Annotated in this window: 23 protein-coding genes; 18 read left to right on the top strand and 5 right to left on the bottom strand. The window is 66.8% G+C overall.

From position 1 onward, the window contains the following. Nucleotides 1–58: 58 nt before the first annotated feature. From dapE to map, 5 genes are read right to left on the bottom strand one after another with little or no spacing between them, the layout of a single operon-like run. Nucleotides 59–1,186 carry a succinyl-diaminopimelate desuccinylase gene (gene dapE, locus ACVOLJ_RS06680; RefSeq protein WP_481563753.1) on the bottom strand — a complete coding sequence of 376 codons (1,128 nt, stop codon included), beginning with the start codon at nt 1,184–1,186 and terminating at the stop codon, nt 59–61. Beyond that, complete coding sequence (locus ACVOLJ_RS06675) at nt 1,183–1,548, bottom strand: arsenate reductase (RefSeq protein ID WP_475277937.1); 366 nt, start codon at nt 1,546–1,548, stop codon at nt 1,183–1,185. Before ACVOLJ_RS06675 ends, dapE begins: the two co-directional genes overlap by 4 nt. Nucleotides 1,549–1,561: 13 nt before the next feature. Continuing rightward, entirely contained in the window at nt 1,562–2,623 is a 1,062-nt protein-coding gene (gene dapD / locus ACVOLJ_RS06670) for a 2,3,4,5-tetrahydropyridine-2,6-dicarboxylate N-succinyltransferase (protein WP_481563752.1), read from the bottom strand. Beyond that, nucleotides 2,623–5,232: a [protein-PII] uridylyltransferase gene (locus ACVOLJ_RS06665; protein WP_481563784.1), complete on the bottom strand. Its 2,610-nt coding sequence runs from the start codon at nt 5,230–5,232 to the stop codon at nt 2,623–2,625. The genes dapD and ACVOLJ_RS06665 overlap by 1 nt, the downstream gene beginning before the upstream one ends. 20 nt (nt 5,233–5,252) lie before the next feature. Next, nucleotides 5,253–6,095, bottom strand: a complete 843-nt coding sequence (gene map / locus ACVOLJ_RS06660; RefSeq protein ID WP_475277935.1) for a type I methionyl aminopeptidase — start codon at nt 6,093–6,095, stop codon at nt 5,253–5,255. Nucleotides 6,096–6,268: 173 nt separating this feature from the next. Here map and ACVOLJ_RS06655 point away from each other — a divergent pair, with 173 nt between their 5' ends. The 18 genes from ACVOLJ_RS06655 (at nt 6,269) to fabZ (ending at nt 25,851) form a co-directional block, all read left to right on the top strand. Beyond that, the gene (locus ACVOLJ_RS06655) at nt 6,269–6,796 is read left to right on the top strand and encodes a Csu type fimbrial protein (RefSeq protein ID WP_475277934.1); all 528 of its coding nucleotides are present in this window, start codon (nt 6,269–6,271) and stop codon (nt 6,794–6,796) included. Between the two features lie 10 nt (nt 6,797–6,806). Beyond that, on the top strand, nt 6,807–7,541 hold the full coding sequence (locus ACVOLJ_RS06650) for a fimbrial biogenesis chaperone (RefSeq protein WP_475277933.1): 735 nt from the start codon (nt 6,807–6,809) through the stop codon (nt 7,539–7,541). Next, a complete protein-coding gene (locus tag ACVOLJ_RS06645) occupies nt 7,492–9,924 on the top strand; it encodes a fimbria/pilus outer membrane usher protein (RefSeq protein ID WP_475277932.1) in 2,433 nt (810 codons plus the stop codon). Before ACVOLJ_RS06650 ends, ACVOLJ_RS06645 begins: the two co-directional genes overlap by 50 nt. After that, nucleotides 9,921–10,940 carry a Csu type fimbrial protein gene (locus ACVOLJ_RS06640; RefSeq protein ID WP_481563751.1) on the top strand — a complete coding sequence of 340 codons (1,020 nt, stop codon included), beginning with the start codon at nt 9,921–9,923 and terminating at the stop codon, nt 10,938–10,940. Before ACVOLJ_RS06645 ends, ACVOLJ_RS06640 begins: the two co-directional genes overlap by 4 nt. An 83-nt stretch (nt 10,941–11,023) precedes the next feature. Next, nucleotides 11,024–11,269: a hypothetical protein gene (locus tag ACVOLJ_RS06635; protein ID WP_481563750.1), complete on the top strand. Its 246-nt coding sequence runs from the start codon at nt 11,024–11,026 to the stop codon at nt 11,267–11,269. Next, nucleotides 11,269–11,982: a fimbrial biogenesis chaperone gene (locus ACVOLJ_RS06630; protein ID WP_481563749.1), complete on the top strand. Its 714-nt coding sequence runs from the start codon at nt 11,269–11,271 to the stop codon at nt 11,980–11,982. The genes ACVOLJ_RS06635 and ACVOLJ_RS06630 overlap by 1 nt, the downstream gene beginning before the upstream one ends. Nucleotides 11,983–12,202: 220 nt before the next feature. Further along, on the top strand, nt 12,203–13,006 hold the full coding sequence (gene rpsB, locus ACVOLJ_RS06625; protein ID WP_475277928.1) for a 30S ribosomal protein S2: 804 nt from the start codon (nt 12,203–12,205) through the stop codon (nt 13,004–13,006). Nucleotides 13,007–13,131: 125 nt separating this feature from the next. Continuing rightward, entirely contained in the window at nt 13,132–14,010 is an 879-nt protein-coding gene (tsf, locus tag ACVOLJ_RS06620) for a translation elongation factor Ts (RefSeq protein WP_475277927.1), read from the top strand. A gap of 257 nt (nt 14,011–14,267) precedes the next feature. Beyond that, nucleotides 14,268–15,806: a sensor domain-containing diguanylate cyclase gene (locus tag ACVOLJ_RS06615; RefSeq protein ID WP_481563748.1), complete on the top strand. Its 1,539-nt coding sequence runs from the start codon at nt 14,268–14,270 to the stop codon at nt 15,804–15,806. 119 nt (nt 15,807–15,925) lie between these two features. Further along, entirely contained in the window at nt 15,926–16,654 is a 729-nt protein-coding gene (gene pyrH, locus ACVOLJ_RS06610) for a UMP kinase (RefSeq protein WP_025877663.1), read from the top strand. 97 nt (nt 16,655–16,751) lie between these two features. Then, entirely contained in the window at nt 16,752–17,306 is a 555-nt protein-coding gene (gene frr / locus ACVOLJ_RS06605; RefSeq protein ID WP_475277925.1) for a ribosome recycling factor, read from the top strand. 5 nt (nt 17,307–17,311) lie between these two features. Continuing rightward, entirely contained in the window at nt 17,312–18,079 is a 768-nt protein-coding gene (gene uppS, locus ACVOLJ_RS06600; protein WP_475277924.1) for a polyprenyl diphosphate synthase, read from the top strand. Then, nucleotides 18,076–18,912 (top strand): phosphatidate cytidylyltransferase, encoded by an 837-nt coding sequence (locus ACVOLJ_RS06595; protein WP_475277923.1) that lies wholly within the window; start codon nt 18,076–18,078, stop codon nt 18,910–18,912. Before uppS ends, ACVOLJ_RS06595 begins: the two co-directional genes overlap by 4 nt. A 2-nt stretch (nt 18,913–18,914) precedes the next feature. Beyond that, entirely contained in the window at nt 18,915–20,105 is a 1,191-nt protein-coding gene (locus tag ACVOLJ_RS06590) for a 1-deoxy-D-xylulose-5-phosphate reductoisomerase (RefSeq protein WP_475277922.1), read from the top strand. Between the two features lie 55 nt (nt 20,106–20,160). Next, nucleotides 20,161–21,519 carry an RIP metalloprotease RseP gene (gene rseP, locus ACVOLJ_RS06585; protein WP_475277921.1) on the top strand — a complete coding sequence of 453 codons (1,359 nt, stop codon included), beginning with the start codon at nt 20,161–20,163 and terminating at the stop codon, nt 21,517–21,519. Between the two features lie 74 nt (nt 21,520–21,593). Then, a complete protein-coding gene (gene bamA / locus ACVOLJ_RS06580; protein ID WP_475277920.1) occupies nt 21,594–23,957 on the top strand; it encodes an outer membrane protein assembly factor BamA in 2,364 nt (787 codons plus the stop codon). A gap of 419 nt (nt 23,958–24,376) precedes the next feature. Beyond that, the gene (gene lpxD, locus ACVOLJ_RS06575) at nt 24,377–25,399 is read left to right on the top strand and encodes a UDP-3-O-(3-hydroxymyristoyl)glucosamine N-acyltransferase (protein ID WP_481563747.1); all 1,023 of its coding nucleotides are present in this window, start codon (nt 24,377–24,379) and stop codon (nt 25,397–25,399) included. Beyond that, nucleotides 25,396–25,851, top strand: a complete 456-nt coding sequence (gene fabZ, locus ACVOLJ_RS06570) for a 3-hydroxyacyl-ACP dehydratase FabZ (RefSeq protein WP_475277918.1) — start codon at nt 25,396–25,398, stop codon at nt 25,849–25,851. The genes lpxD and fabZ overlap by 4 nt, the downstream gene beginning before the upstream one ends. Nucleotides 25,852–25,854 lie beyond the last annotated feature (3 nt).

Here is a 25,854-nt window from a genome sequence, read left to right as displayed (position 1 = left end):
GGTGGGTGCCGACCAACGGTCGGCCCCCACCCGCGCGGAACTCATTCCGTCATTGGGTTCACACCAGCAACCGCTCCAGCAGCCGCTGGTACAGGCCCGGCAGCGCTTCCAGTTCGTCCACGCGCACGTTCTCATCCACCTGGTGGATGCTGGCGTTGACCGGTCCGACTTCAATGCACTGCGCACCCAGGGGGGCGATGAAACGCGCATCGGAAGTGCCGCCACCGGTGCTTTCTTCCGGTGCATGGCCGACATGTGCGGCCAGCACGTCGCGTGCGGCAGCACGCAGCACGCCTTCCGGGGTGTAGAACGGCTCGCCGCTGCGATGCCACTTCAGGGTGTACTGCAGGCCATGCCGGTCCAGCAGCGCGGTGATCTCCGCTTCCAGCTTCGGTGCATCCCAGTGCGGGTTGTAGCGGATGTTGAAATCCACCTCCAGCTCACCGGGAATCACGTTGTTGGCACCGGTGCCGGCGTGGATGTTGGAGATCTGCAGGCTGGTCGATGGGAAGCTCTCATAGCCGTCGTCCCAGCGCCGTGCGCTCAGTTCGGCCAGCATCGGCGCGGCCTGGTGGATCGGATTGCGCGCCTTGTCCGGATACGCCACGTGGCCCTGCACGCCCTGCACGCGCAGCTTTGCCGACAGGCTGCCACGACGGCCAACGCGCAGCAGGTCACCCAGCGTGGCGGTGGATGAGGGTTCGCCGGTGATGCACCAGTCGATGCGCTGGCCACGTTCGGCAAACAGGCGCGCGACATGGCGCACGCCGTCGATGGCATCCCCTTCCTCATCGCTGGTCAGCAGCACCGCCAAGGTGCCGGTGTGCTGCGGATGCGCGGCGACGAACCGTTCGGCGGCGATCACGAACGCGGCGACGCTGCCTTTCATGTCTGCCGTGCCGCGGCCATACAGCACGCCATCACGGATCTGCGGTTCGAACGGATCGCTTTGCCAGGCCTCGCGCGGCCCCGGCGGCACCACGTCGGTGTGCCCCAGCAGCACCAGTACCGGCGCACCGCTGCCGTGGGTGGCCCACAGGTTGTCGACCTCGCCCAGGCGCAGGTGCTCGCAGGTGAACCCCGCGCCCTGCAGTCGTTCTGCAAGCAACGCCTGGCAACCGGCATCGTCGGGAGTAACCGACGGTCGCGCGATCAGTTCGCAGGTCAGCTCGAGAACCGCGCTCATGCCTGGCCCACGCCGAAACGCGCCTTGAAGCCGTTGTCACTGAAGCCCTGGGTGACCTTGCCATCGGCGGTGACCACCACCGGGCGCTTGATCAGTTGCGGGTACTCGCGCAGCAGCAGCTTCCATTCGGCGTCCGAATCGGCGGCCTTGCGGTTGTCCGGCAGCTGCCGCCAGGTGGTGGACGACCTGTTGACCATCGCGCCCAGGCCGCCCAGCTGCGCGGCCCATTCCAGCAGCGTTTCCGGGCTGGGCTTGTTGTCGCGGTAGTCGACGAAGGTGTACGCCACGCCGAAGCGGTCCAGCCACTTGTTCGCCTTCTTGCAGGTATCGCAGTTCTTCAGACCGTAGATCGTGGTGCTCATGCGCGCGCCCCGGTCAGTCGGCCAGGCCGCGCAGCAGATCGTTGACGCTGGTCTTGCTGCGGGTGCGGGCGTCGACCTGCTTGACGATCACCGCGCAGTACAGCGAATGGGTACCGTCCTTGCTCGGCAGCGAGCCGGACACCACCACGCTGTAGGGCGGGATGTAACCATAGGTGACCTCGCCGGTGGCGCGGTTGTAGATGCGGGTGCTCTGGCTGAGGAACACGCCCATGCCGATCACGCTGTGGTGACCCACCACCACGCCCTCCACCACTTCCGAGCGCGCACCGATGAAGCAGTGGTCCTCGATGATGGTCGGGCTGGCCTGCAGCGGTTCCAGCACGCCACCGATGCCGGCGCCGCCGGACAGATGGCAGTGCTGGCCGATCTGCGCGCACGAGCCGACGGTGGCCCACGTGTCGACCATGGTGCCTTCGCCAACGTAGGCGCCGATGTTGGTGAAGCTCGGCATCAGCACCACGTCCTTGCCGAAGTAGGTGCCGCGGCGCGCGATCGCACCCGGCACCACGCGCACGCCACCACGGCGGAACTTCGCTTCGTCATAGCCGGCAAAACGCGATTCGACCTTGTCCCAGAACGGCGCCGGACGCGCATCGACCACCGCCATGTCGTTCACGCGGAAGTACAGCAGCACGGCCTTCTTCAGCCATTCGTTGACCTTCCAGCCACCCTGCCCGTCCGGCTCGGCGACACGGAATTCACCGCTTTCCAGGCCGTCGATCACGCGGTTGACCAGCGGCCGGGTCGAGCCTTCCAGCTCATGCAGGGTCAGCGTGGCGCGGCGCTCGAAGGCGCTCTCGATGCCGAACTTCAGTTCTTCCACGCCCGGCGTGGCCGGCTTGCGCAGCGACTTGCGGGCGATGCTTTCAGCGCGCGCCGCTTCGGCGGTCTTGACCGGGACCTTCCGGGCCGCCGCCTTCTTCACCGGTGCCTTGGCCGGCGCGGCAGCCTTCTTCACCGCTGCGGCCTTGCCGGCCTTCGCTGGTTGTGGCGCTTTCTTGGCTGCTGCGCTCTTGGCGGTCGCGGCGGTCTTCTTTACGGGCTTGGTTGCCATCAGGTGGGGTCTCCGGCGTTTCGATCAGGGTCCAGGCAGGCCAGCATTGCGTCATGCAGCTGCTGCCGGGCGGATTCAGTCAGGGGGAGGTCGTGCTCGTCACTGATCACGAAGGTGTCTTCGGCGCGTTCGCCGAATGTGGCAATGCGCGCATCCTGCACGCGCAGTCCCTGGTTGCGCAGCACGTACGCGACGTCGGCCAGCAGGCCGGGACGGTCGGGAGCAACCAGCGCGAAACGGGTGGCACCAGGCTCATCGCGGAACTCGATGCGCGGCGCAAAACGGAAGTGGCGCAGCTGTCGTGGCACGACACGGCGCGAGGGGCGCAGCCGCGTCAGGTCGCCACTGAGCGCCTCGCGCAGGGCCGCCTCCAGATTGGCGCTGCTGCCATCGGCAAAGGTATCGGCCGGGCTTACTTCAAAGTTGTCGAAAATGGTGTCGGCCGGGCCATCCAGTACCCGCGCGCGATGGATCCCGTAGCCCTTGCGGTCCAGGGTCATCACGATGGCGGCGAACAGGCCGTCGCGGTCCGGTGAATGCACGAACACCTCCAGCGCGGGGTCATCAACGCTGATCCGGCGCACCTTCACCAGTGTCTGCCCCTGCTTCACCGGCACCAGCGCGGCGGCCTGCCATGCCAGCTGCTCGGGGCGCAGGCGGATGAATCCCTCGTCGGGCATCACCGCGAACTGGCGGTCGATGGTGGCATCGTCGTAGCCCTGCTCGCGTACCAGCGCACGCACGCTGTCACGTGCTTCGGCCACGCGCTCGGCGGCCGGCACCGGATGCTCCAGGCCCTCGCGCAGCGCCCGCCGGGTGGCGAAGTAGAGATCGGCCAGCAACCGGTCCTTCCACGCATTCCACAGCTTGGGGCTCGTACCGGCGATGTCGGCGCAGGTGAGCAGGTAGAGGTAGTCCAGGCGGTCGCGGCTGCCGACCAGGGTGGCGAAGCGGTGGATCACCTCGGGATCGGCGATGTCCTGCTTCTGCGCGGTCACCGACATGCGCAGGTGCTGCTCAACCAGCCACGCCACCAGTTCGGTATCCGAACCGCTTAGGCCATGGGCATGGCAGAACGCGCGCGCGTCCACCGCCCCAAGCTCGGAATGATCGCCGCCCCGGCCCTTGGCGATGTCGTGGAACAGGCCTGCCAGCAGCAGCAGTTCGGGCTTGCGCAGGCGCGGCCATACTTCGTGCGCGATCGAAAAACGTTCGTCGGCGCGGCTGCTGGCGAACAGCCCGATGTTACGCAGGACCATCAGCGTGTGCTGGTCGACGGTGTAGACATGGAACAGATCAAACTGCATGCGCCCGCTGACCTGGGCGAAGGCGGGAATCCACTGCCCGAGCACGCCCAGCCGCGCCATGCGCGAAAGCGTATCGACCGGGCGCTGGCCTCGCAGCAGGGCCATGAACTGCTCACGCGCATCGGCGTCGGCCTGCTCGTAGGCCGGCAGCTGTGGCAGCGCTTCGGCCAACGCGCGCGCGGTCAGCGAATGCAGGCCGCGTATCTGCGGATTGTTGGCCCAGCTGGCAAACAGGGCGAAGATCTGGCCGATGTCGGCACGCGGCCAGTCGGCCTCGTTCGCGGCCAGATAGCCGCGACGCATCGCAAAGCCGACGGTCAGTGGCTCGGGCAGCGCCTCACCATCGAACTGTTCTTCAAAGCGCTGCAGCAGGCGGTCGCTGATCCGGCGCACCACCGACGCGGCGCGGTAGAAGCCCTGCATCATCTTCTCGACGCCCAGGCTCTCGGCATCGTCTTCGAAACCAAGGCGGGCCGCCAGGGTCTTCTGATAATCGAAACGCAGGCGTTCTTCCGCACGCCGCGCCACCAGGTGCAGGCCGAAGCGCAGGCGCGCCAGCACCGCGCGTTCGCGCTTCAGTGCGGCGGCCTCGTCGGCCCCCAGGTGGCCAAGGCCGACCAGTGCCTCCAGGTCGCGCACACCGAATGCACGCAGGGCCATCCAGCCCAGCGCGTTGAGGTCACGCAGCCCGCCAGGGCCATCCTTCAGGTCCGGCTCCAGGTTGTCGGCGGTATCACCGAAGCGCTGGTGGCGATTGCGCAGTTCCTCCAGCTTGGCCAGGAAGAAGGTCCGCGGCGGCCACAGGTCATCCGCATCCACCGCCATGCGCAGCGCGCGCCGGGCGCTGTCGTCGGCAAGAATCGGGCGCGCTTCGATCAACGCGGTAAGCACTGTCTGGTCGGCAGCCGCTTCGGTGCATTGCGCGGCAGAACGCACCGCGTGGCTGACGGCCAGGCCGCAGTCCCAGAGCAGCGCGAACAGGCGTGCCAGCGCATCCTCGTGCGCCAGTTGCGCGGCCGCGTCACCGAATACCAGCAGATCGATATCCGAACGCGGGAACAACTCGCCACGACCATAGCCACCCACCGCGAACAGCGACAGGCCGTTGTCGGGCGGCAGGCAACGCTGCCATGCCATGCGGATCAGGTGGTCGACCGCGCGCGCGCGCAGGGCCAGCAGGCGCTCGATCTTGTCGCCCTGGTCGAAACGCCGGTACAGGCGCGCGTCGGCCTGCTGCAGCGCCTGGCGCGCGGCAGCAGCCCAGTCCGGGTCGTTGAGCGACGCGGCCGGCGTGTCCAGCAGCGAACTCGCCGGCAGCATTGTCAGGAGACCTGCGACTCGCCCGGCGACAGCGTCAGCACATCCACGCCGGTCTCGGTGACCGCGATCATGTGCTCCCATTGGGCCGACAGCTTGCGGTCCTTGGTCACCACGGTCCAGCCATCGGGCAGCACCTTGTTGTAGCGGGTGCCCTCGTTGATCATCGGCTCGATGGTGAAGGTCATGCCCGGCTGCAGCACCAGGCCCTGGCCGGGACGGCCGTAGTGCACCACCTGCGGTTCGTCGTGGTAGACCTTGCCGATGCCATGGCCGCAGTACTCGCGCACCACGCTGAAACGCTCGCCTTCGGCGTAGCTCTGGATGGCATGGCCGACGTCGCCCAGGGTTGCACCCGGACGTACCGCGCGGATGCCGCGCCACATCGCTTCGTAGGTGGCTTCCACCAGGCGGCGCGCCATCACCGACGGGGTGCCGACGAAATACATGCGGCTGGTGTCGCCGTGCCAGCCGTCCTTGATGACGGTGACGTCGATATTGATGATGTCGCCATCCTTGAGGACCTTCCCTTCGCTGGGAATGCCGTGGCAGATGACATTGTTGACCGAGGTGCACACGGTCTTCGGGAAGCCGCGGTAGCCGACGTTGGCCGGAATGGCGCCCTGCACGTTCACGACATGGTCGTGGCAGATGCGGTCCAGTTCCTCGGTCGTGACACCGGGCTTGACGTGGGGGGTGACGATGTCGAGCACCTCGCTGGCCAGGCGGCCGGCGATGCGCATCATCTCGATTTCCTGCGGGGTTTTCAGATTCACGCTCATGTCGCCCATTATCGCCGATCCGGCCGCAATCTGAACGAACGCCAGCCAACTGGCGATCCAGGGCATGCACGGCTCCGGCAAGGAACGTGAAAGCGTGATGGCCCACACCCTTTCGATTCCCTGATTCTCACGGAATACAGACACTTGCGGTGCCTAAGCTGGGGTCACTGTCGTCAAAGCGGCGCCGAATGTGCCGTCTTCGCTCTGTTCAACAGACCTTCGGGTCAGGGAGGTTGTCCATGAGATCCACAGTTCGTCCGCCCTTGGCCGTGGTCCTGGCCCTGCTGGTTGCCGGCCCCGCCGCTGCTGCCGATACCGTTACCTTCAACGTGCTGCTGACCATCAACAAGGCCTGCACCATCACGGCGGCCGCGGCCACCAACGTCAACTTCGGCAACGCTGATTCAAGCTCCGTCACCCCGCTGAATGCGCAGGGCACGGTGACCGCCCAGTGCAGCGTGACCACCCCGTACACGATCGCGCTCAATGCTGGTCTCAACCCCGGCACCGCCGGCGATGTGACCACCCGCCGCATGCGCAACACCGACTCCGGGGTGACGGCCAACAACTTCGTCGGCTACCAGCTCTACCAGGATTCTGGCCACAACACCGTGTGGGGGGCCAGCACCGGCACCAACACCGTTGCCGGCACCGGCACCGGCGCCAACCAGGTCTACCAGGTGTATGGCCAGGTGGCCAACCCCAGCGTCAACAACGCTGCCCCAGGTTCCTACCAGGACACCATCACCGCCACCATCACCTATTGAGGGCGTGCTGATGCCACTGCCCCGCGTACGCCGCTTGCAACAGCTGGCGTTGATGGTGCTCGCGCTGTCGCCTGCCTTCTGCATGGCCGCCAGCCTGCAGGTCTCTCCCACCCAGTTCGAGCTGCGCGCTGGCCAGAACGCCGAGGCGTTGTGGATCAGCAACAGCGGCACCGAGCCGGTGCAGGTGCAGGTGCGCATCTACCGGTGGCAGCAGGCCGACGGGCGTGACCAGCTGGAACCCAGCGATGCACTGCTGCCGAGCCCGCCCATGCAGTCACTGGCTGCCGGCCAGCGCCAGCTGGTCCGCCTGGTCCGCGTTGATGCCGGCGCCCCGGCCGCCCAGCAGGCGTTCCGGGTCATCGTCGATGAGATCCCTGCCTATGACCCCACCCGCCAGGGCATGCAGTTCGTACTGCGCTATTCCATCCCCGTGTTCGTGCAGCCCGAGGGCAAGCCCCCCGTTCCCCAGCTGCAGGCGCGGCTGATCCAGGAGGGTGCCGGGCCGGCAATGCTGGAAGTGCACAACAGCGGCAATGGACAGGCGCAGGTGGCCGACCTGGCCGTGCTGCTGGGCCAACGCAGCACGCCGTTGCTGCCTGGCCTGGTCGGCTATGTGCTGCCCGGGCAGACCATGCGCTGGGCCCTGCAGCAGGCCCCTGCACAACTGGCAGGCGGCACCTTCAGTGCGAGGATCAATGGTGGGTCGCAGCTTACGCCCCTGCCCACGACGCCGCCGGCTCGCTGAGGCCTGCGTGCTGGCCTGCTGCACCGGACTGGCTTCGGTTTCCGTGCATGGCGCCGGCCGCGGACTGCCGGCGGCCGGCGCCGACATCTCCGCTGAAGTCTCCCTGCCGGCCCCCACGCCGTTGACCGCACCGCAGGCGCTGTACCTGGACACCAGCCTCAACCACGCCCCGCGCGGGCTGCTGCTGTTCCATGAGCAGGCCGGGCGACTGCAGGCCCCCGCTGCCACCCTGCGCCAGCTCGGCTTTCCGGTGCAGGGCGATGCACCGGTCTATCTGGATCAGATCGCGCAGCTGGTCGTGCACTACGACGCCGGCCTGCAGGTGCTCGACCTGCAGGTGCCGCTGCAGCAGCTGCAGTTGCCGGTGGCGCAGCTGGGCAGGGGCAGCGAGACCGCTCCGGAGGCACAGGTATCGCCGGGCATGGCCCTCAACTACGACGTCTATGCAAGCCACAGCGACGGCCTGGGCAACGTCAGCCTCAACAGCGACCTGCGCCTGTTCGGCTTCGGCAACGGCACCCTGCGCAACACCACACTGATGCGCAGCTACCAGTTGCCCGGCGAGGGCTGGCGGCAGGAATCGGTGCGGCTGGATACCAGCTGGCGCCTGGACCTGCCAGAGCAGGCCCTGACCCTGACAGTTGGTGATTTCTACAGCGGGTTTCTGGAGTGGTCACGGCCGGCGCGCATGGCCGGCATCCAGATCGGCCGCAACTACGGGCTGCAGCCCTACCGTGTGCTGACCCCGACGCCGGCCTTCCTCGGCGAGGCGGTGGTCCCCTCCAACGTCGAGCTGTACATCGACGGCCTGCGTCAATACAGCGGGCAGGTGCCGGTCGGCCCGTTCCAGCTGGCGGCGCAGCCTGGCATCAACGGCACGGGCACGGCACAGGTGGTGGTCACAGATGCGTTCGGCCGCATGCAGACGCTGGATTTTTCCTTCTACGGCACCCAGCAGCTGCTGGCCGCCGGCCTGTCGGACTGGTCGGCTGGCATCGGCCGGCTGCGGCGCGACTACGGCATCCACTCCTTCCGCTACGACGCCGACACGGTTGCCAGCGCCACCCTGCGACGTGGCGTCAACAATCGTTTCACTGCAGAGGCCCATGCCGAAGGCGGTGGCGGCATCGTCAACGCAGGGCTGGGTGGCGCCTGGCTGCTGGGACGGGCCGGTGTGCTCAGCGCCAACTGGAGCGAAAGCCGCGACGGCCAGCGCAATGGCCGCCAGTACGGCATGGGCTACAACTGGAACAACCGCCGCTTCAACGTCAATCTGGCCAGCCGCCGCACCAGCGGCGACTACCGCGACCTGGGCAGCCTGCAGGACAACGTGCCACCGCGGGTGAGCGAGCAGGCCTCCTTCGGCGTCGACCTGCAGCAGCTGGGCTCTTTCAGCATCAGCTACCTGCGCCTGGACCAGCCGCAACCGCTGCTGGACGCGCCGCAACCGGCGCCGCCGCAGGCGCTGCCCTTCAGCCGCAGCCGCTACCTGAGCCTGTTCTGGTCGCGCACGTTCGGTCGCTGGAATGCCTATCTGTCGGCCACCCAGGACATCGACCAGCGTCGCAACCGCAGCGTCTATCTATCGCTGGGTACCCGCCTTGGCGAGGATCGCCAGGCCAGCCTGTCGGCGCAGCGCAACGGCGAGCGCCACTACGCCAGCGCCGAGATCATGCGCCCGGTGCCCGGCGATGGCAGCCGCGGCGGCCCCGGTTGGCGTCTGCAGGCACGCGATGATGGCGGTGGCCTGGCCGAGATCGGTGCACTGGGCGCCCACGGCCGCTACTCCGCTGGCATTTCCCGCAACAGCGGCCAGACCTTCGCCTACGGCAATGCCAGTGGCAGCCTGGTGTGGATGGCCGGCAGCGTGTTCGCCGCACGCGAGGTCCCCGATGCCTTCGCGGTGGTGTCCACCGGCCGCCCCGGCGTTCCGGTGCTGCTGGAAAACCGCCCGGTCGGCGTTACCGATGACAAGGGCCTGCTGCTGGTCACGCCCCTGCTGTCGTGGCAGCGCAACCGACTGACCATCGACACCCTTGGCCTGCCCGCCGACCTGCGCGCCGAACAGGTGGAAACACTTGCCACCCCGCGCCAGAGCGCCGGCATGCGGGTGGAGTTCCCGCTGCGGCAATCGCATGGGGCATTGCTGACGCTGACAGACACCGATGGCAAACCACTGCCACTGGGCGCACGCGTGCAGGGCCAGGGCATCGCACCGACCGTGATCGGGCACGACGGCCAGGCCTGGCTGGAATTCAGCGCCCAGGCGGCAACCCTGCTGATCGACAGCGAGCTCGGTCGCTGCCGCGCACAGGTGCAGCGGCCGGCAGCGGGCATGCGTCGGTTGCCGCCGGTGCGCTGCATCGCGGAGCCGCAGCCATGATCCGCCTGCTGGGTGTGCTGCTGGCGCTGTGGCTGGGCCTGCAGGCCCTGCCCGCGCAGGCCGCGACCAGCTGTTCGCTGAGCAGCCCCACCCTGGCCTTCGGCACGGTCTCCAACGGCCTGGTCGATACCACCACCTCCTTCACCATCACCTGCACCACCGGGGCCGTCGCCCTGCTGGCCAATGCACGCGTCACCTTCTGCGTGGGCCTGCCGGCGGGAACGGGCGGCACCACCATCACGCCATCGCGCACGTTCGCCAACAGCTTCGGCGACCGCCTCAACTACCAGATCTACAGCGACGCCAACCGCACCACCGTGATCGGCAGCGGCCTTGCCAGCAGCCCGGCCTGGGCCATGTACCAGATGCAGTACGCGGTGCCGGTGCTCGGTGGATCGGGGTCGGGCACGGTCATCCTCTATGGCCGCTATCCCGCCAGCCAGGTGCTGTCGGCCGGCACCTTCACCAGCACCCTGGCGGCGACATTCCAGTACGCCTACAACGAACCCTTGCTGGGTACGCCGCCCTACCCGGCCAACTGCACCGTGACTTCCCCCACCGTCACCGGCAACTCGGGCCTGATCACCGCGACGATGTCGGTGATCGCCAACGCCACGGTCAATCCAGCCTGCGGCACCTATGTAACCGCACCGATGGATTTCGGCAGCAGCACCGGCACGGTCCTGGCCAACATCGACCGCACGGCGGTGTTCAGCCTGACCTGCGTCAACCGCAGCCCGTTCCAGATCGGCCTGAACAATGGCAGCAATGCCGATGGCAGCGGCAACCGGCGCATGCGCGTGGGCACTACCGGCGCGACCGTGCCCTATGAGCTGTACCAGAACGCGGCCCGCACAGTGCGCTGGGGCAACGTGCTCAACACCAGCACGGTGGCCGGGACAGGCAACGGCTCGGCCCAGAACCTGACCATCTATGGGCGGGTCGCGCCAACGCCTGCGACCTCCACCCCGCCGGGCGTCTATACCGACACGGTCACGGTCACCATCACCTACTGACGCCCGCCGCTATCTGACGGCGCCGATTACAGATCGCCGCGCACGCGCCGATACCGCCTGCGTCCCTTCCTCCCTTTCCTGCGATGCACCTGCGCTTCATTCTCGCCTTCGCCTTCGCCGGCGCGGCACCCTGCGTGGTGTCCGCACAACCTGCGGCCCTGCCGGCGCAGGACAGCCTGACCATCACCCTGCGGATCACCGATACCCGCACCCAGCCCGCGCCCCTGCAACGCAGCGACGCGCGCACGCCGGTGCCACTGCAGGTGCAGGCGCTGACGCCCGCACCACCAGCGCAGGCGGCGGCGCCCCTGGTGACGGTGACCTATTGATGCTGCGCCTGCTGCTGTGGCTGGCGCTGTCGGCTGTACCGGGCCTCAGCTACGGCCTGGAGCTGTCCAGCACCGAACTGCGGTTGTCGGCTGCGCGCGCCGACGGCGAACTGTGGCTGCGCAATACCGACGCCACCGGCTGGAGCGGCCAGGCCCGGCTGTACCGCTGGGAGCAGCAGGAACAGAGCGAACTTCTGCTGCCCGCCGACGACATGGCCGTGAGCCCGGCCCGGCTGGAAATCGCCGCCGGTCAGCGGCAGCGGCTGCGGCTGGTCAGCCTGGCCCCGCCCCCGGCCGGTGCGCAGCGGGCCTACCGGCTGGTGATCAGCCCGGCGCAGGACCTGCCACCGGCGCTGGCGATCCGCTACTCGTTGCCGGTTTTCCTCGACCCGCCCATCGCGGTGACGGCGGCACTGCAGGTGCAGGTGCGCACCACGCCCGGCTTGCCCGCGCAGCTGTGGCTGCATAATGACGGCGCCGGCCATGCCCAGCTGGCCGACCTGGTGTTTGTTGACGCCCACGGCCAGCGCCAGCGCCTGATCGACGGCCTGGCCGGCTACGTGCTGCCAGGGCGCACCCGCCAGTGGGCCCTGCCGTGGCGAGCCGACGCCTACGCCGGCGGGGGTTTCAGGGCCCGCCTGAACCATGCCGACGAGACCGAGCTGCAGGCCGCCCCCCGGTCATTTGCGGCCAGCGCCGGCGCCGGGCTATAATCGGCGGGATGTCCTGCCGCCCTGTGCGCGGGGCACCGTCCACACCGGACGTCACCGGTGAATCCACACCTGCTGCCCCCATCCGTGCCGGGGTGCTCCGCAAGGAGTTCGGCCACGGAGGCAACAGGGAAGCCCAACCCCGGAACCATCCGCGCTTCCACGCGTCCCGCATACCTATCCCCGCGGGCGGAGTCGCCGGTTCCATATCAGGAGTATTGCAATGCCCCAGGTCACCATGCGTCAGATGCTGGAAGCCGGCGTCCACTTCGGCCACCAGACCCGCTACTGGAACCCGAAAATGGCTCCGTACATCTTCGGCGCCCGCGGCAAGATCCACATCATCAACCTGGAAAAGACCGTCCCGCTGTTCAACGATGCGATGAACTTCATCTCGTCGGTTGCGCAGAAGCGCGGCACCATCCTGTTCCTGGGCACCAAGCGCAGCGCCCGCGAAACCATCAAGGAAGAAGCCGAGCGTTGCGGCATGCCGTTCATGAACCAGCGTTGGCTGGGCGGCACCCTGACCAACTTCCGTACCGTCAAGCAGTCGGTTGCCCGCCTGAAGGAACTGGAAGCCGGTGAAACCGACGGCTCCTTCGAGAAGCTGGTCAAGCACGAAGTGCTGGGCCTGCGTCGCGAGCGCGACAAGCTGGAAGCTTCGCTGGGCGGCATCAAGGACATGAACCGTCTGCCGGACGCCATCTTCGTGATCGACATCGGCCACGAAGACATCGCCATCAAGGAAGCCAAGAAGCTCGGCATCCCGGTGATCGCTGTCGTCGATACCAACTACAACCCGGAGCTGGTGGATTACGCGATCCCGGGCAACGACGACGCCATCCGTGCCGTGCAGCTGTACTCGCGCGCCGCTGCTGATGCCGTGCTGGAAGGCAAGGCTGCTGCTCCGCACGCTGCCACCGTCCGTGAAGAAGAGTTCGCCGACGCCGCTGCCGAAGAAGGCAAGCCGGCTCGCCGCGCTCCGGCCAAGAAGGCTGCTGCCGACAAGGGCGAAGCCCAGGCCTGATCCAGGCCCTGGTGGGCGCCACGCGCCCACCATTGCTGTCCGCTGCCGATGGCGCGACGACAGCACACTGTCACACGGGCCGGCCACCATGCCGGCCCAACCCCTTTCTTTCGTGAGGTAATCCCGTGGAAATCACTGCTTCCCTGGTCAAGGAACTGCGCGAGCGCACTGGCGCCGGCATGATGGAATGCAAGAAGGCGCTCACCGAGGCTGGCGGCAACATCGACGCCGCCGCTGAAGCGCTGCGCAAGTCCGGCGCTGCCAAGGCCGACAAGAAGGCTGACCGCGTGGCCGCCGAAGGCCGTCTGGGCCTGGCCCAGGACGGCGGCAAGGCCGTGCTGGTCGAGATCAACTCGGAAACCGACTTCGTCGCCAACGACATCAACTTCAAGAACTTCGTCGACGCCGTTGCCGCCGCTGCCCTGGCATCGGGCGCCGCCGACGTGGAAGTGCTGAAGAGCGCCAAGCTGGCCACCGGCGAAACCGTCGAAGAAGCCCGCGCCACCGCCATCCAGAAGCTGGGCGAGAACATCCTCATCCGTCGCCTGGTCAAGCTGGAAACCGCTGGCAACATCGGCTCCTACGTCCACACCAACGGCAAGGTTGGCGTGCTGGTGGACCTGATCGGTGGCGACGCCGAACTGGCCCGCGGCCTGGCCATGCACGTGGCCGCGCTGAAGCCGCCGCACAACAAGGCGGCCGATGTGCCGGCCGAGTTCGTGGAGAAGGAAAAGGAAATCGAGCTGGCCAAGATGTCCGAGAAGGACAAGTCCAAGCCGCAGGAAATCCTGGAAAAGATCATCAGCGGCAAGATCAACAAGATCGTCAGCGAAGTGACCCTGTACGGCCAGAGCTACGTGCTGGACGGCGACAAGACCGTCGAGCAGGTGGTCAAGGCCGCCGGCGGCGACGTGGCTGGCTTCCAGCTGCTGGTTGTCGGCGAAGGCATCGAGAAGGTGGTGGAAGACTACGCCGCCGAAGTTGCCAAGGCGATGCAGGTCTGATTCCAGCCTTCCGGCTGTGATGCGACCAGAAGGAGCCGCGGGAAACCGCGGCTCTTTTTTTATGCATGGGCCAAGGGGTGAACCCATGCCCCACCGCTGGGTGCGCACCGTTGCTGCGCACACCGGCACCTTTGCGTTGTGTGCGATTCAAGCCGATACTCGGCACAGGGAATCTGCAGTCACATAACAGGAACGAAAGTCGCAGACTGTGATGCATTCCTAGGTATTCTTGTCCTAATGGAATTGAACGACCCGACATGCCTCCCGAGCTGACAGCTGCCCTGGCGCTCTGCCGCAACCTTCCCTCGCCGCCCGGTATTGCCTTGCGCATCATCGAACTGGCCCAGGACCCGGAAGCGGACATCGCAACTGCTGCGGACATCATCGCCATCGACATGGCGTTGAGTGCACGCATGCTGCGCATCGCCAATTCGCCGCTGTACGCCAGCCGGCGCCGCATCGAGAACCTCGGCCAGGCGCTGACCATGCTCGGGCTGAATGCCACGATCAGCCTCGCGCTCGGTTTCACGGTCACCCAGGGGCTGACCGGCAACGGCGGCGCCGACCACGACCTGCGCCAACGCGCCTGGAAGCGCAGCATCCTGAGCGCACTGGCCGCCAGCCAGCTGGGACAGGCCCGCGGCCTGCGCAGGCTGGAAGAGCTGATGCTGGCCGGGCTGCTGCAGGACATGGGCGTGCTGTGCCTTGCCCAGGCCGAATCCGAGCGATACCTGCCGCTGCTGCGCGAAGCGCGTGACAACCCGGATCTGATCGCGCGCGAGCGCCAGGAGCTGGGCTGCAGCCACGCCGATGTCGGCGCCTGGGTGGCCGAGGAATGGGGCCTGCCGCGCTACCTGGTGGAGAGCATCCGCCACAGCGAAGACGAAGGCGCGGCCGAGACCCCCTTCCAGGCCTGCGTACAGCTGTCCGGTGCGGTCGCCGACATCTGGCTGGACAGCGACGCAGATGCTGCCCGCGAACACGCCCTGCAGCAAGTGCACGAGCGCCTGCAGCTGGACAGCGCCCGCTTCGACCAGGTCCTGGTCCGTATCAGCGAGGCGTTGCCGGACATCGCCAGCCTGTTCGAGAACGGCCTGAACTCGCCAGCGCGTGTCCGCGAACTGATCGACCATGCCCAGGAACTGGCCACCCTGCGCAACCTGCGCGAGCTGCAGGATGCCGACCAGGCCCGGCGCCGTGCCGATGAATTCGAGGCGCGGGCCAAGCGCCTGGCCGACCAGGCCCATCGCGACGCACTCACCGGCGTGCTCAACCGGCGCCAGCTGGAGGCCGTACTGGAGCAGGAGTTCCTGCGCGCCGGTCGCCACGGCTGGCCGCTCTCGGTGGCATTCATCGACCTGGATGATTTCAAGAAGATCAACGATGCCCACGGCCACCTGACCGGTGACGAGGTGCTGCGCGTCTTCGCCGGCAAGCTGCAGGGACAACTGCGCAACAGCGACACCGTGGCCCGTTTTGGCGGCGAGGAGTTCGTCGCGCTGCTGCCCAACACCAGCGAATCGGTGGCACTGGACGTGATCCGCCGGGTACTGGCCAACATCGTTGCCACGCCCATGGCTGAACTGGAGGGCGGCCCGCTGTTCATCACCTTCTCGGCCGGCGTGGCCACCCAGGGCGGTTACGAGCGTTTTGCCGGGGTGCAGGACCTGCTGCGCGCCGCCGATGATGTGCTGTACCGCTCCAAGAACCTGGGCCGCAACCGCGTCATCGCACGCTCGCCGGGCGAGTTGGGGCATGATGAGCTGTCTGCCACCGCCGGTGCGGAACTGGGCTGAAACACTGCCCCCGGATGAACGGGGGACGCCGGGATTCTGCGCCGCAGTGCACAAAACGCTTTGGCCACGCGCCGCTTGCGCGTAGAATCGCCCGCGATTTCCACGCACCCGAGGTCCCTATGTCCAAGCTCGCCTATCGCCGCATCCTGTTGAAACTTTCCGGGGAGGCGCTGATGGGAGATGAGGACTACGGCATCGACCCCAAGATCATCAATCGTCTGGCCCGTGAAGTGGTCGAGGCCCAGCAGGCCGGCGCCGAAGTCGCGCTGGTCATCGGCGGCGGCAACATCTTCCGCGGCGCCGGCCTGGCCGCAGGCGGCATGGACCGCGTCACCGGCGACCAGATGGGCATGCTGGCCACGGTCATCAATGCGCTGGCCATGCAGGATGCGCTGGAAAAAGTGGGCGCCAAGGCCCGCGTGATGAGCGCGATCAAGATCAACGACGTGTGCGAGGACTACATCCGCCGCCGCGCCATCCGCCACCTGGAAAAGGGCCGCCTGGTGATCTTCGCCGCCGGTGTCGGCAGCCCGTTCTTCACCACCGACTCCGGTGCCGCCCTGCGCGCGATCGAGATCGGTGCCGACCTGCTGCTGAAGGCAACCAAGGTCGATGGCGTGTACGACAAGGATCCGAACAAGTACAGCGACGCCGTCCGCTTCGACAGCCTGAGCTATGACGAAGTGATCCGCCGCGGCCTGGAAGTGATGGATACCGCCGCTTTCGCGCTGGCCCGCGACAGCGACCTGCCGATGCGCGTGTTCGACATGGGCCAGCCGGGCGAGCTGCTGAAGATCCTGCACGGCGAGAACATCGGCACCCTCGTCCAGGGCCGCGACCCGGCCTGAGCCTGAGCGCGAGGCCACCTCCGGGCCGATTCAGGCCCGGCGGCGTCCCGTATTCGCCTATAATCGCCCGATTCCAGTTACATCCAGGACCCGGGCGATGCTCACCGACATCAAGAACAACGCGCAGACGCGCATGGCCAAGAGCATCGACGCTCTCAAGCACACCCTCACCTCGATCCGCACCGGCCGTGCAACACCGGCACTGCTGGACCGCGTTACGGTCAATGCCTACGGCAATGCCAGCACCCCGCTGAACCAGGTCGCGTCCATTTCCAATCCCGACGCCCACTCCCTGCTGGTCACGCCCTTCGACAAGAGCATGATCAAGGAGATCGAGAAAGGCCTGTACAACATCGAGCTGACCCCGAACACCATCGGCACCTCGATCCGCGTCAACCTGCCGCCGCCGACCGAAGAGCGCCGCAAGGAACTGGCCAAGCAGGTGCAGAAGGAAGGCGAAGGCGCCAAGATCGCCATCCGCAACATCCGCCAGGACGCCAACAAGGAAGTCGCCAAGCTGTTGAAGGACAAGGCGATCAGCGAAGACGACAAGAAGCGCGGCGAAGACGATATCCAGAAATTGACCGACGCCAACATCAAGGATGTCGACAAAGTCGTTGCCGACAAGGAAAAGGAACTGATGTCGGTCTGAAGTCGATGCCTTCAGCCCCGCCTCCCCTGCCGGCTGTCCTGCCGCGCCATGTTGCCATCATCATGGATGGCAACGGGCGCTGGGCACAGCAGCGCCGCCGCCCACGCGTGATCGGCCATCGCGCCGGTGCGCGCGCGGTCAACCGCACCATCGAGCGCTGCCTCGAGCTGGGCATTCCGGCGCTGACCCTGTTCGCGTTTTCAAGCGAGAACTGGGGCCGCCCGCAGGACGAAGTCGATGCCTTGATGAAGCTGTTCCTCGGCGCGCTTGATCGCGAAGTGGACGAGCTGCATCGGCGCGGCGTGCGCGTGCGTTTCATCGGCGAGCGTGAGCGCTTCGGCGCCGCCCTGGTCAGCCGCATGCAGCTGGCCGAACAGCGCACCGCTGACAACAGCACACTGACCCTGTCGATCGCTGCCAGCTATGGTGGCCGCCAGGACATCGCCCGCGCCGCGCGCGCGCTGGCCGTTGAAGTGGCTGCCGGTCGCCTGCTGCCCGAGCAGATCGACGAATCCCTGCTGGGGCGACAGATGGCTCTTGCCGATCTGCCGCCACCGGACCTGTTCATCCGCACCGGTGGCGATACCCGCATCAGCAACTTCCTGCTGTGGCAACTGGCCTATACCGAACTGTGGTTCACCGAAGCATTGTGGCCGGACTTCGACGCCGCGCAGCTGCAGCAGGCGCTGGACGCCTTTGCCAGCCGTGAGCGCCGCTTCGGCCTGACCAGCGCCCAGATCGCCGCCCTGGCCACCGAGACGTCCAGCCCATGACCAAGACCCGAGTTCTCGCCGCGCTGATCATGGCGCCGGTCGCCATCGCCGCGATCCTGCTGCTGCCCACGCAATGGCTGGCCGCCGCCGCCGCCGCCGTGCTGCTGATCGGCCTGTGGGAATGGCTGAAACTGTCCGGCATTGAAGACACCCTCGCGCGTACCGTGCTGCTGGTGCTGAACCTGCTGCTGATGGTGCTGCTGGTGTGGGCCGATGGCAGCACCCTGGTGCTGTTCCAGATCACCACCCTGGTGGGTGTCGCCTGGTGGCTGGCGGCGCTGGTCTGGCTGCGTTTCTTCAATTTCGGCGCACAACCTTCCGCACCGGCGCGCATCGTGAAGATGCTGGCCGGCAGCCTGGCGATCGTCCCGGCCTGGGCCGCGCTGGTACTGATCCATGCCGGCGGTGATCCGCCCGGCCAGCAGGGCCACCTGTGGTTGCTGGCCGCACTGGCGCTGGTCTGGGCCGCCGATTCGGGCGCGTACTTCGCCGGCCGCCGGTTCGGCAAGCACAAGCTGGCGCCGCGCATCAGCCCGAACAAGACCTGGGAAGGCCTGGTCGGCGGCCTGGTGGTGGGCGTTGCAGTGGCCGTGGGCCTGGGCTGGTTGGCCGGCATCGATGCCGCGCACCTGCCCGGCCTGCTGATCACTGCCGTGGTGGCTGTGTTCGCCTCGGTGCTGGGCGATCTGTTCGAGAGCCTGATCAAGCGCCATGCCGGCGCCAAGGACTCGGGCCATCTGATCCCCGGCCACGGCGGCGTGCTTGACCGCGTCGACGGCGTGCTGGCCGCCATCCCGGTGTTCGCACTGGGCAAGGAAATCTTCGGGTTCTGACCATGGATGCTGCTGCAGACCTGCGCCGGGTCGCCGTGTTCGGCGCCACCGGCTCGATTGGTGCCTCCACGCTTGACGTGATCGCCCGTCATCCGCTGCGCTACCAGGCCACCGTGCTCGCCGCGGGCCGCCAGGTCCAGGCGCTGCTCGCCCTGTGCCGGCAGCACCGGCCGGCGCATGCGGTGATCGCCGATGAAACCCTGTACGGCGAACTGCGCGATGGCCTGCGTGCTGCCGGTCTGGCCACCCAGGCCCATGCCGGTCATGCCGCGCTGGATCAGCTGGCCGCCAGCGATGCCTGCGACACCGTCGTTGCCGCGATCGTGGGGGCCGCCGGCCTGTCCTCGACCCTGGCCGCCGCTGCGGCTGGCAAACGCATCCTGCTGGCCAACAAGGAATCGCTGGTGCTGGCCGGCGAACTGCTGACCCGCACCGCTGAACGTGCCGGCGCCGAAATCATTCCGATCGACAGCGAACACAGCGCGATCTTCCAGTGCCTGCGTTCACGCGATGCCAGCCTGGCCGGCGCCGGTGTACGCCGGATCCTGCTCACCGCATCCGGCGGTCCGTTCCGCGGGCGCAGCCGCGCCGCGCTGGAGCAGGTCACCCCGGCACAGGCCGTTGCCCACCCGAAGTGGTCGATGGGGCCGAAGATCTCGGTTGATTCGGCGACGTTGATGAACAAAGGCCTGGAAGTGATCGAGGCCCACCACCTGTTCGGCATCCCGGGCGAGCGCATCGAAGTGCTGGTGCACCCGCAGAGCCTGGTGCATTCGCTGGTGGAGTTCGTCGATGGCTCCACTCTCGCGCAGATGGGCCTGCCGGACATGCGCACCACCCTGGCGGTGGGCCTGGGCTGGCCCCACCGGATCGAATCGGGCGTCGCCGGGCTGGACCTGCTGGCGCAGGGCCGGTTGGATTTCGAGGCGCCCGACACCGATGCCTTCCCCTGCCTGGCCCTGGCGTGGCAGGCGATGCGTGCCGGCGGAACCGCACCGGCGGTGCTGAACGCCGCCAATGAAGAGGCGGTTTCAGCGTTTCTTCAGGGCCGGATCGGTTTCCTGAGCATTCCGGCACTGGTTGCTAACGCTCTTTCAACACTGCCGACCGAACCAGCCGATACACTGGAGGTTCTGTTGTCCGCCGACCAGCGGGCCCGCCAGCTCACCCTGAACGCCATCGACGCCGCCTGAACCGACGCCCATTCCCGTATGACGCCGCCGCCCCTGTCCGCCAATGTGAGCCTGCATGACTGACTTCATCGGATCGGTCTGGTGGATGATCGTGAGCCTCGGGCTGCTGGTCACCTTCCACGAGTTCGGGCATTACTGGGTCGGCCGCCTGTGCGGCGTCAAGGTGCTGCGCTTCTCGGTCGGCTTCGGCCGCCCGCTGTGGTCACGTCGCGATCGCCACGGCACGGAATTCGCCATCGCCGCCATTCCATTGGGCGGCTACGTGAAGTTCCTTGACGAACGCGAGGTCGAGGTCCATCCGCACGAGCGCGGCCAGGCCTTCAACCACAAGACCGTCTGGCAGCGCATCGCCATTGTCGCGGCCGGACCGATCGCCAACCTGCTGCTGTGCATCCTGCTGCTGTGGGCGATGTTCGTGATCGGCAAGCAGGATTATTCCGCCACCGTCGGACGCGCCACCGGCATGGCCGCCACCGCCGGGCTCGGCAGCGGCGATCGCCTGCTGCGCGTGGACGGCCGCGATGTCATCACCCTCGGTGAGGCCAGCATGGCCCTTACCGCTGCGGCCATGGACCGCCGTGATGTCACCCTGGAAGTGCTCGACCCTGCCGACCAGGTGCGCGCGCGCACCTTGCCGCTGTCGCAGCTGCCAGCCGGTTTCGATGAGCGACGGGTTCCGGTGCTGGCCGGTGTGTACTGGCGTGCCTGGCTGCAGCCGCCGCTGGTGGACAACATCGTGAAGGGGTCGGCCGCCGAAGGCCACCTGCAGCGCGGCGACCTGATCGTAGCCATCGACGGCCAGCGCATCGACAGCGTCGAGCAGGCCATCAGCGAGGTCGGCACCCTGGGCCGCCGTGGCGGCCCGGCGATGGTCGAGGTACTGCGCGGTGGCGAACGCCTGGCGCTGGAGATCACCCCGCGCCAGGGCAAGGACGGCAAGGGCCAGCCCACCTGGCAGATCGGCGCAGGCTTCGCGCAGACCTACACGCCGGCCTACGACACCCTGCTCAAGTTCGGCCCGCTGCAGTCGGTGACGGTGGCGGTCCGTGAAACCGGTCGGATGGCCGCCGATTCACTGGCCATGATGGGCCGCATCGTTACCGGCAAAGCATCGCTGCAGAACGTTTCCGGCCCGGTCACCATCGCCCGGGTCGCCAATATCTCGGCCAAACGCGGCGTGGACTGGTTCATTCAGTTTCTTGCCCTGCTGTCGCTGAGCCTGTGCATCATCAACCTGCTGCCCATCCCCATCTTGGACGGCGGGCACCTGCTGTATTACCTTATCGAGTTGGTCAAGGGCAGCCCGCTGAGCGAGCGTGCCGTCGCCGCCGGCCAATACATCGGCCTGGCGCTGCTGGCCGGGCTGATGGGATTGGCGTTCTACAACGACATCCTCGGCCTGGTCCCGCGATGAACTTTTCCACGTTTTTGCCGTCTACTGCGTCGGCATCCCGCACCAATGAAATCGACCTTCCTACCGGACGTGACATGACGCGACTCCCCAATCGCCGCCTGCTGGCCCTCGCCCTCGCCGCCGTCACCGGCGCCCCCGGCCTTGCCCAGGCAGCCGAGCCCTTCACTGTCAGCGACATCCGCGTCGACGGCCTGCAGCGCATCAGCTCGGGCACGGTGTTCACCTACCTGCCGGTCGAGCGTGGCGAGACCGTCACCGACAGCAAGGTCGGCGAGACCATCCGCGCCCTGTACAAGACCGGCTTCTTTGAAGACGTGCAGCTGGACCGCCAGGGCAGCATCCTGGTGGTGACCGTCAAGGAACGTCCGGCGATCAACAAGCTGACCGTCACCGGCAACAAGGACATCAAGTCCGATCAGCTGCTCAAGGGCCTGTCCGACATCGGCCTGACCGAAGGCGGCACCTTCGACCGCCTCAGCCTGGACCGCGTGACCCAGGAGCTTCGCCGCCAGTACAACGATCGCGGCAAGTACACCGTGGACATCACCCCGACCGTCAGCCCGCTGGACCGCAACCGCGTGGACATCGCCATCGCGATCAAGGAAGGCAAGGCGGCCAAGATCCGCCATGTCAACGTGGTCGGTACCGAGAAGTTCGACAGCAAGGACATCCTGGAATACTGGGAATCCAAGGAGCACAACTGGGCGTCGTGGTACCGCCGTGATGACCAGTACTCCAAGGAAAAGCTGTCCGGTGACCTGGAAAAGCTCAACTCCTGGTACCTGGACCGCGGCTACGTCGACTTCAGCATCGATTCGACCCAGGTCTCGATCAGCCCCGACAAGCGCGACATGTTCATCACCGCCGGCGTGACCGAAGGTGACCAGTACAAGATTTCCGAGATCAAGGTCAGCGGCGATACGATCCTGCCGCAGGAAGACGTCGAGCGCATGGTCGTGCAGAAGTCCGGCGACACGTTCTCGCGTGCGCTGCTGGAATTCAGCTCCGACGCGATCACCAACTCGCTGTCCAACATCGGCTACGCCTTCGCCAAGGTGAACCCGATTCCGACCACCAACCGCGCCGAGCAGACCGTTGCAGTCAACATGCAGGTCGTGCCGGGTCCGCGCGTGACCGTGCGCCGGATCATCTTCAAGGGCAATACCCGCACCTCCGACGAAGTGATGCGTCGCGAAATGCGCCAGTTCGAGAACAGCTGGTATTCGCAGGCCGCGATCGACCGCTCCAAGATCCGCCTGCAGCGCCTGGGCTACTTCGAAGGCGTCGAGGTGGAAACCCCGGCCGTCAGTGGCAGCAACGACCAGGTCGACGTCGTCTACAACGTCAAGGAAACCACCTCGGGCAGCTTCGTGTTCGGCCTGGGCTATTCGCAGTCCTACGGCATGACCACGTCGGTGCAGCTGTCGCAGAACAACTTCCTGGGCGGCGGCAACCGCGTGTCGGTCGAGGCTTCGCGCAGCAGCTACCTGCAGCGCTACGGCTTCAGCTACACCAACCCGTACTTCACCGATGAAGGCGTGTCGCTGGGCTACAACCTGTCCTGGCGCGAGCTGGACTACTCCGACTTCAACACCGCCCAGTACAACAGCACCAATGGTTCGGCGCAGGTGGTGTTCGGCGTGCCGATCACCGAGACCGATACCGTCTCGCTGATGTTCGGCATCGACAGCAACCAGATCACCACGTACGCCGGCTCGACCCCGCAGTCGATCATCGACTACATCGATGCCGTCGGCAGCCGCACCTTCCATGCGTGGCGCACCGAGCTGGGCTGGGCCCGCGATTCGCGCAACGACTACTTCATGCCGACCCGCGGTACCTACCAGCGCGTAGGCCTGGAAACCACCCTGCCGGGCTCGACCATCGAGTACTACAAGCTGAACTACCAGATCAGCAAGTACTGGCCGATCATCCCCTCGCTGGTGATCAACACCCGCGCCGAAATCGGCTACGGTGATGCCTACGGCAACGACAAGACCCGCGTGATCGACAACGGCGATGGCACCACCCGTACCGTCACTGCATCGGGCCTGCCGTTCTACGAGAACTTCTACGCCGGCGGTACCAACTCGGTGCGTGGCTTCGAGGACAACACCCTGGGCCCGCGTGAGGTGACCCGTGGCTACCCGAACGGCCAGCCGCTGGGTGGCTCGCTGAAGACCGTCGGCTCGGTCGAAGCGTACTTCCCGCGTCTGTTCGACAGCCCGTCGGCCCGCGTATCGGCCTTCGTCGACTTCGGCAACGTCTACAACGGCACCGACAACTTCAAGGCCAACGAGCTGCGCGTGTCCACCGGTGTGGCCCTGCTGTGGCGCGCCCCGGTCGGCCCGATCTCGATCAGCTACGCGTTCCCGCTGAAGAAGAAGGACGGCGACGAAATCGAGCGCCTGCAGTTTACGTTCGGTGGGCAGTTCTGACGAACCGCCCTGCGGTTCATCAGAACTGCACGCGCATCCCTCCTATCCCCCGCGCCATTGGCGCGCCCCCCTTAACAAAGGGGGGCTCTCCACCAGACGGGTTACGAATCGCCGGGCATTGCCCGGCGTTTTCATTTAGCCCAGATGCCGGAGGCGCCGCTCGGCTTTTGATCCTTTTCCGTCTTTCCGTGGTTGGCACGCGCGCCACACCGTCGGAGGGCGGACGCGTAGGGCCTGCGGGGGTGTGAGCCGCATGGATGCGGCGACCAAGGCTACATGGATGTACTTGCGCCGTCCCCCGCTGGCCCTACCCGTCCGACCCAGCCCATGGGCCTGACTCTGCCAGCCGCGAGGGGCCCTGCCGTTGGCTGCACCACCTCCCGCATGACCGAAATGGCATCACACGTTAAACTCCCGCCGTGAATACTCCTACCTACACCGCCCAGCAACTCGCCGATCAGTTCGGCCTGCAGGTCCATGGCGACCCAAGCACCGCCATCCATGGCGTGGCCACCCTCGCCCATGCCGGTGCCGGCCAGCTGACCTTCCTCGCCAATCCGCGCTACCGCGCCCAGCTGGCCGACAGCCACGCCGGCATCGTGGTACTGCGCGCCGAGGATGCCGACGCGGCACCCGGCACCGCGCTGGTTGCCAAGGACCCCTACACCACCTTCGCCAAGATCGGCGCGCTGTTCGACATCGCCCCGACCCGAGCACCCGGCATCCACCCCAGCGCGGTCATCGACCCGCTGGCACAGATCGCCGCCAGCGCCCACATCGGCCCGTTCGTCACCATCGGTGCGCGCAGCGTCGTCGGCGAGAGCTGCATCGTCGGCGCCGGCAGCATCATCGGCGAAGACTGCACCCTGGACAGCGGCTGCGAGCTGATCGCACGCGTCACCCTGGTCACCCGCGTCAAGCTCGGCAAGCGCGTGCGCATCCATCCCGGCGCCGTACTCGGCGCCGATGGCTTCGGCCTGGCCATGGACGCCGGCAAGTGGATCAAGGTGCCCCAGCTCGGCGGCGTGCGCATCGGCGACGATTGCGAGATCGGCGCCAACACCTGCGTCGATCGCGGTGCGCTGGAAGACACCGTGCTGGCTGAAGACGTGCGCCTGGACAACCTGGTGCAGATCGCGCACAACGTGCAGATCGGCGCGCACTCGGCCATTGCCGGCTGCACCGGCATCGCCGGCAGCGCCAAGATCGGCCGTTACTGCCTGCTTGGTGGCGCCGTAGGCGTGGTCGGTCACCTCGAAATCTGCGACAAGGTCGTGATCACCGGCAAATCGGTGGTCCGCAACTCCATCACCGAGCCGGGCGAGTATTCCTCCGGTACCCCTTTGACCGACAACCGCACGTGGCGCAAAAACGCCGCGCGCTTCAAGCAGCTTGATGCACTGGCCCGTCGCATCCTGTCTGTGAGCAAGGAGAAAGAATGAGCCAGCCCCAGACCCTGCCGGACATGGCGCAGATCCAGACGCTGCTGCCGCATCGCTACCCGTTCCTGCTGGTGGACAAGGTCGTCGCGATCGACTACGAGAAGCGCACGATCATCGCGACCAAGAACGTCAGCATCAACGAACCGTTCTTCCAGGGTCACTTCCCGGGCCAGCCGATCATGCCTGGCGTGCTGATCATCGAAGCCATGGCCCAGGCCGGTGGCGTGCTGACCCAGCTGACCCTGGGCCGTGATGCGCAGTCCAAGCTGTTCTACATGGTCAAGGTCGACAAGGCCCGCTTCACCAAGCAGGTGGTGCCGGGCGACGTGCTGGAAATGCACGTGGAGATCAAGCGTGTGATCCGCAACATGGCTGTGTACGACTGCGTGGCCAAGGTCGACGGCGAAGTCGTCGCCTGCGCCGAGGTGCTGTGCGCCGGCACCCGCGAATGACCC

The organism is Stenotrophomonas sp. STEN046 (assembly GCF_056759755.1).
This window is presented reverse-complemented; position numbering and strand designations above follow the sequence as displayed.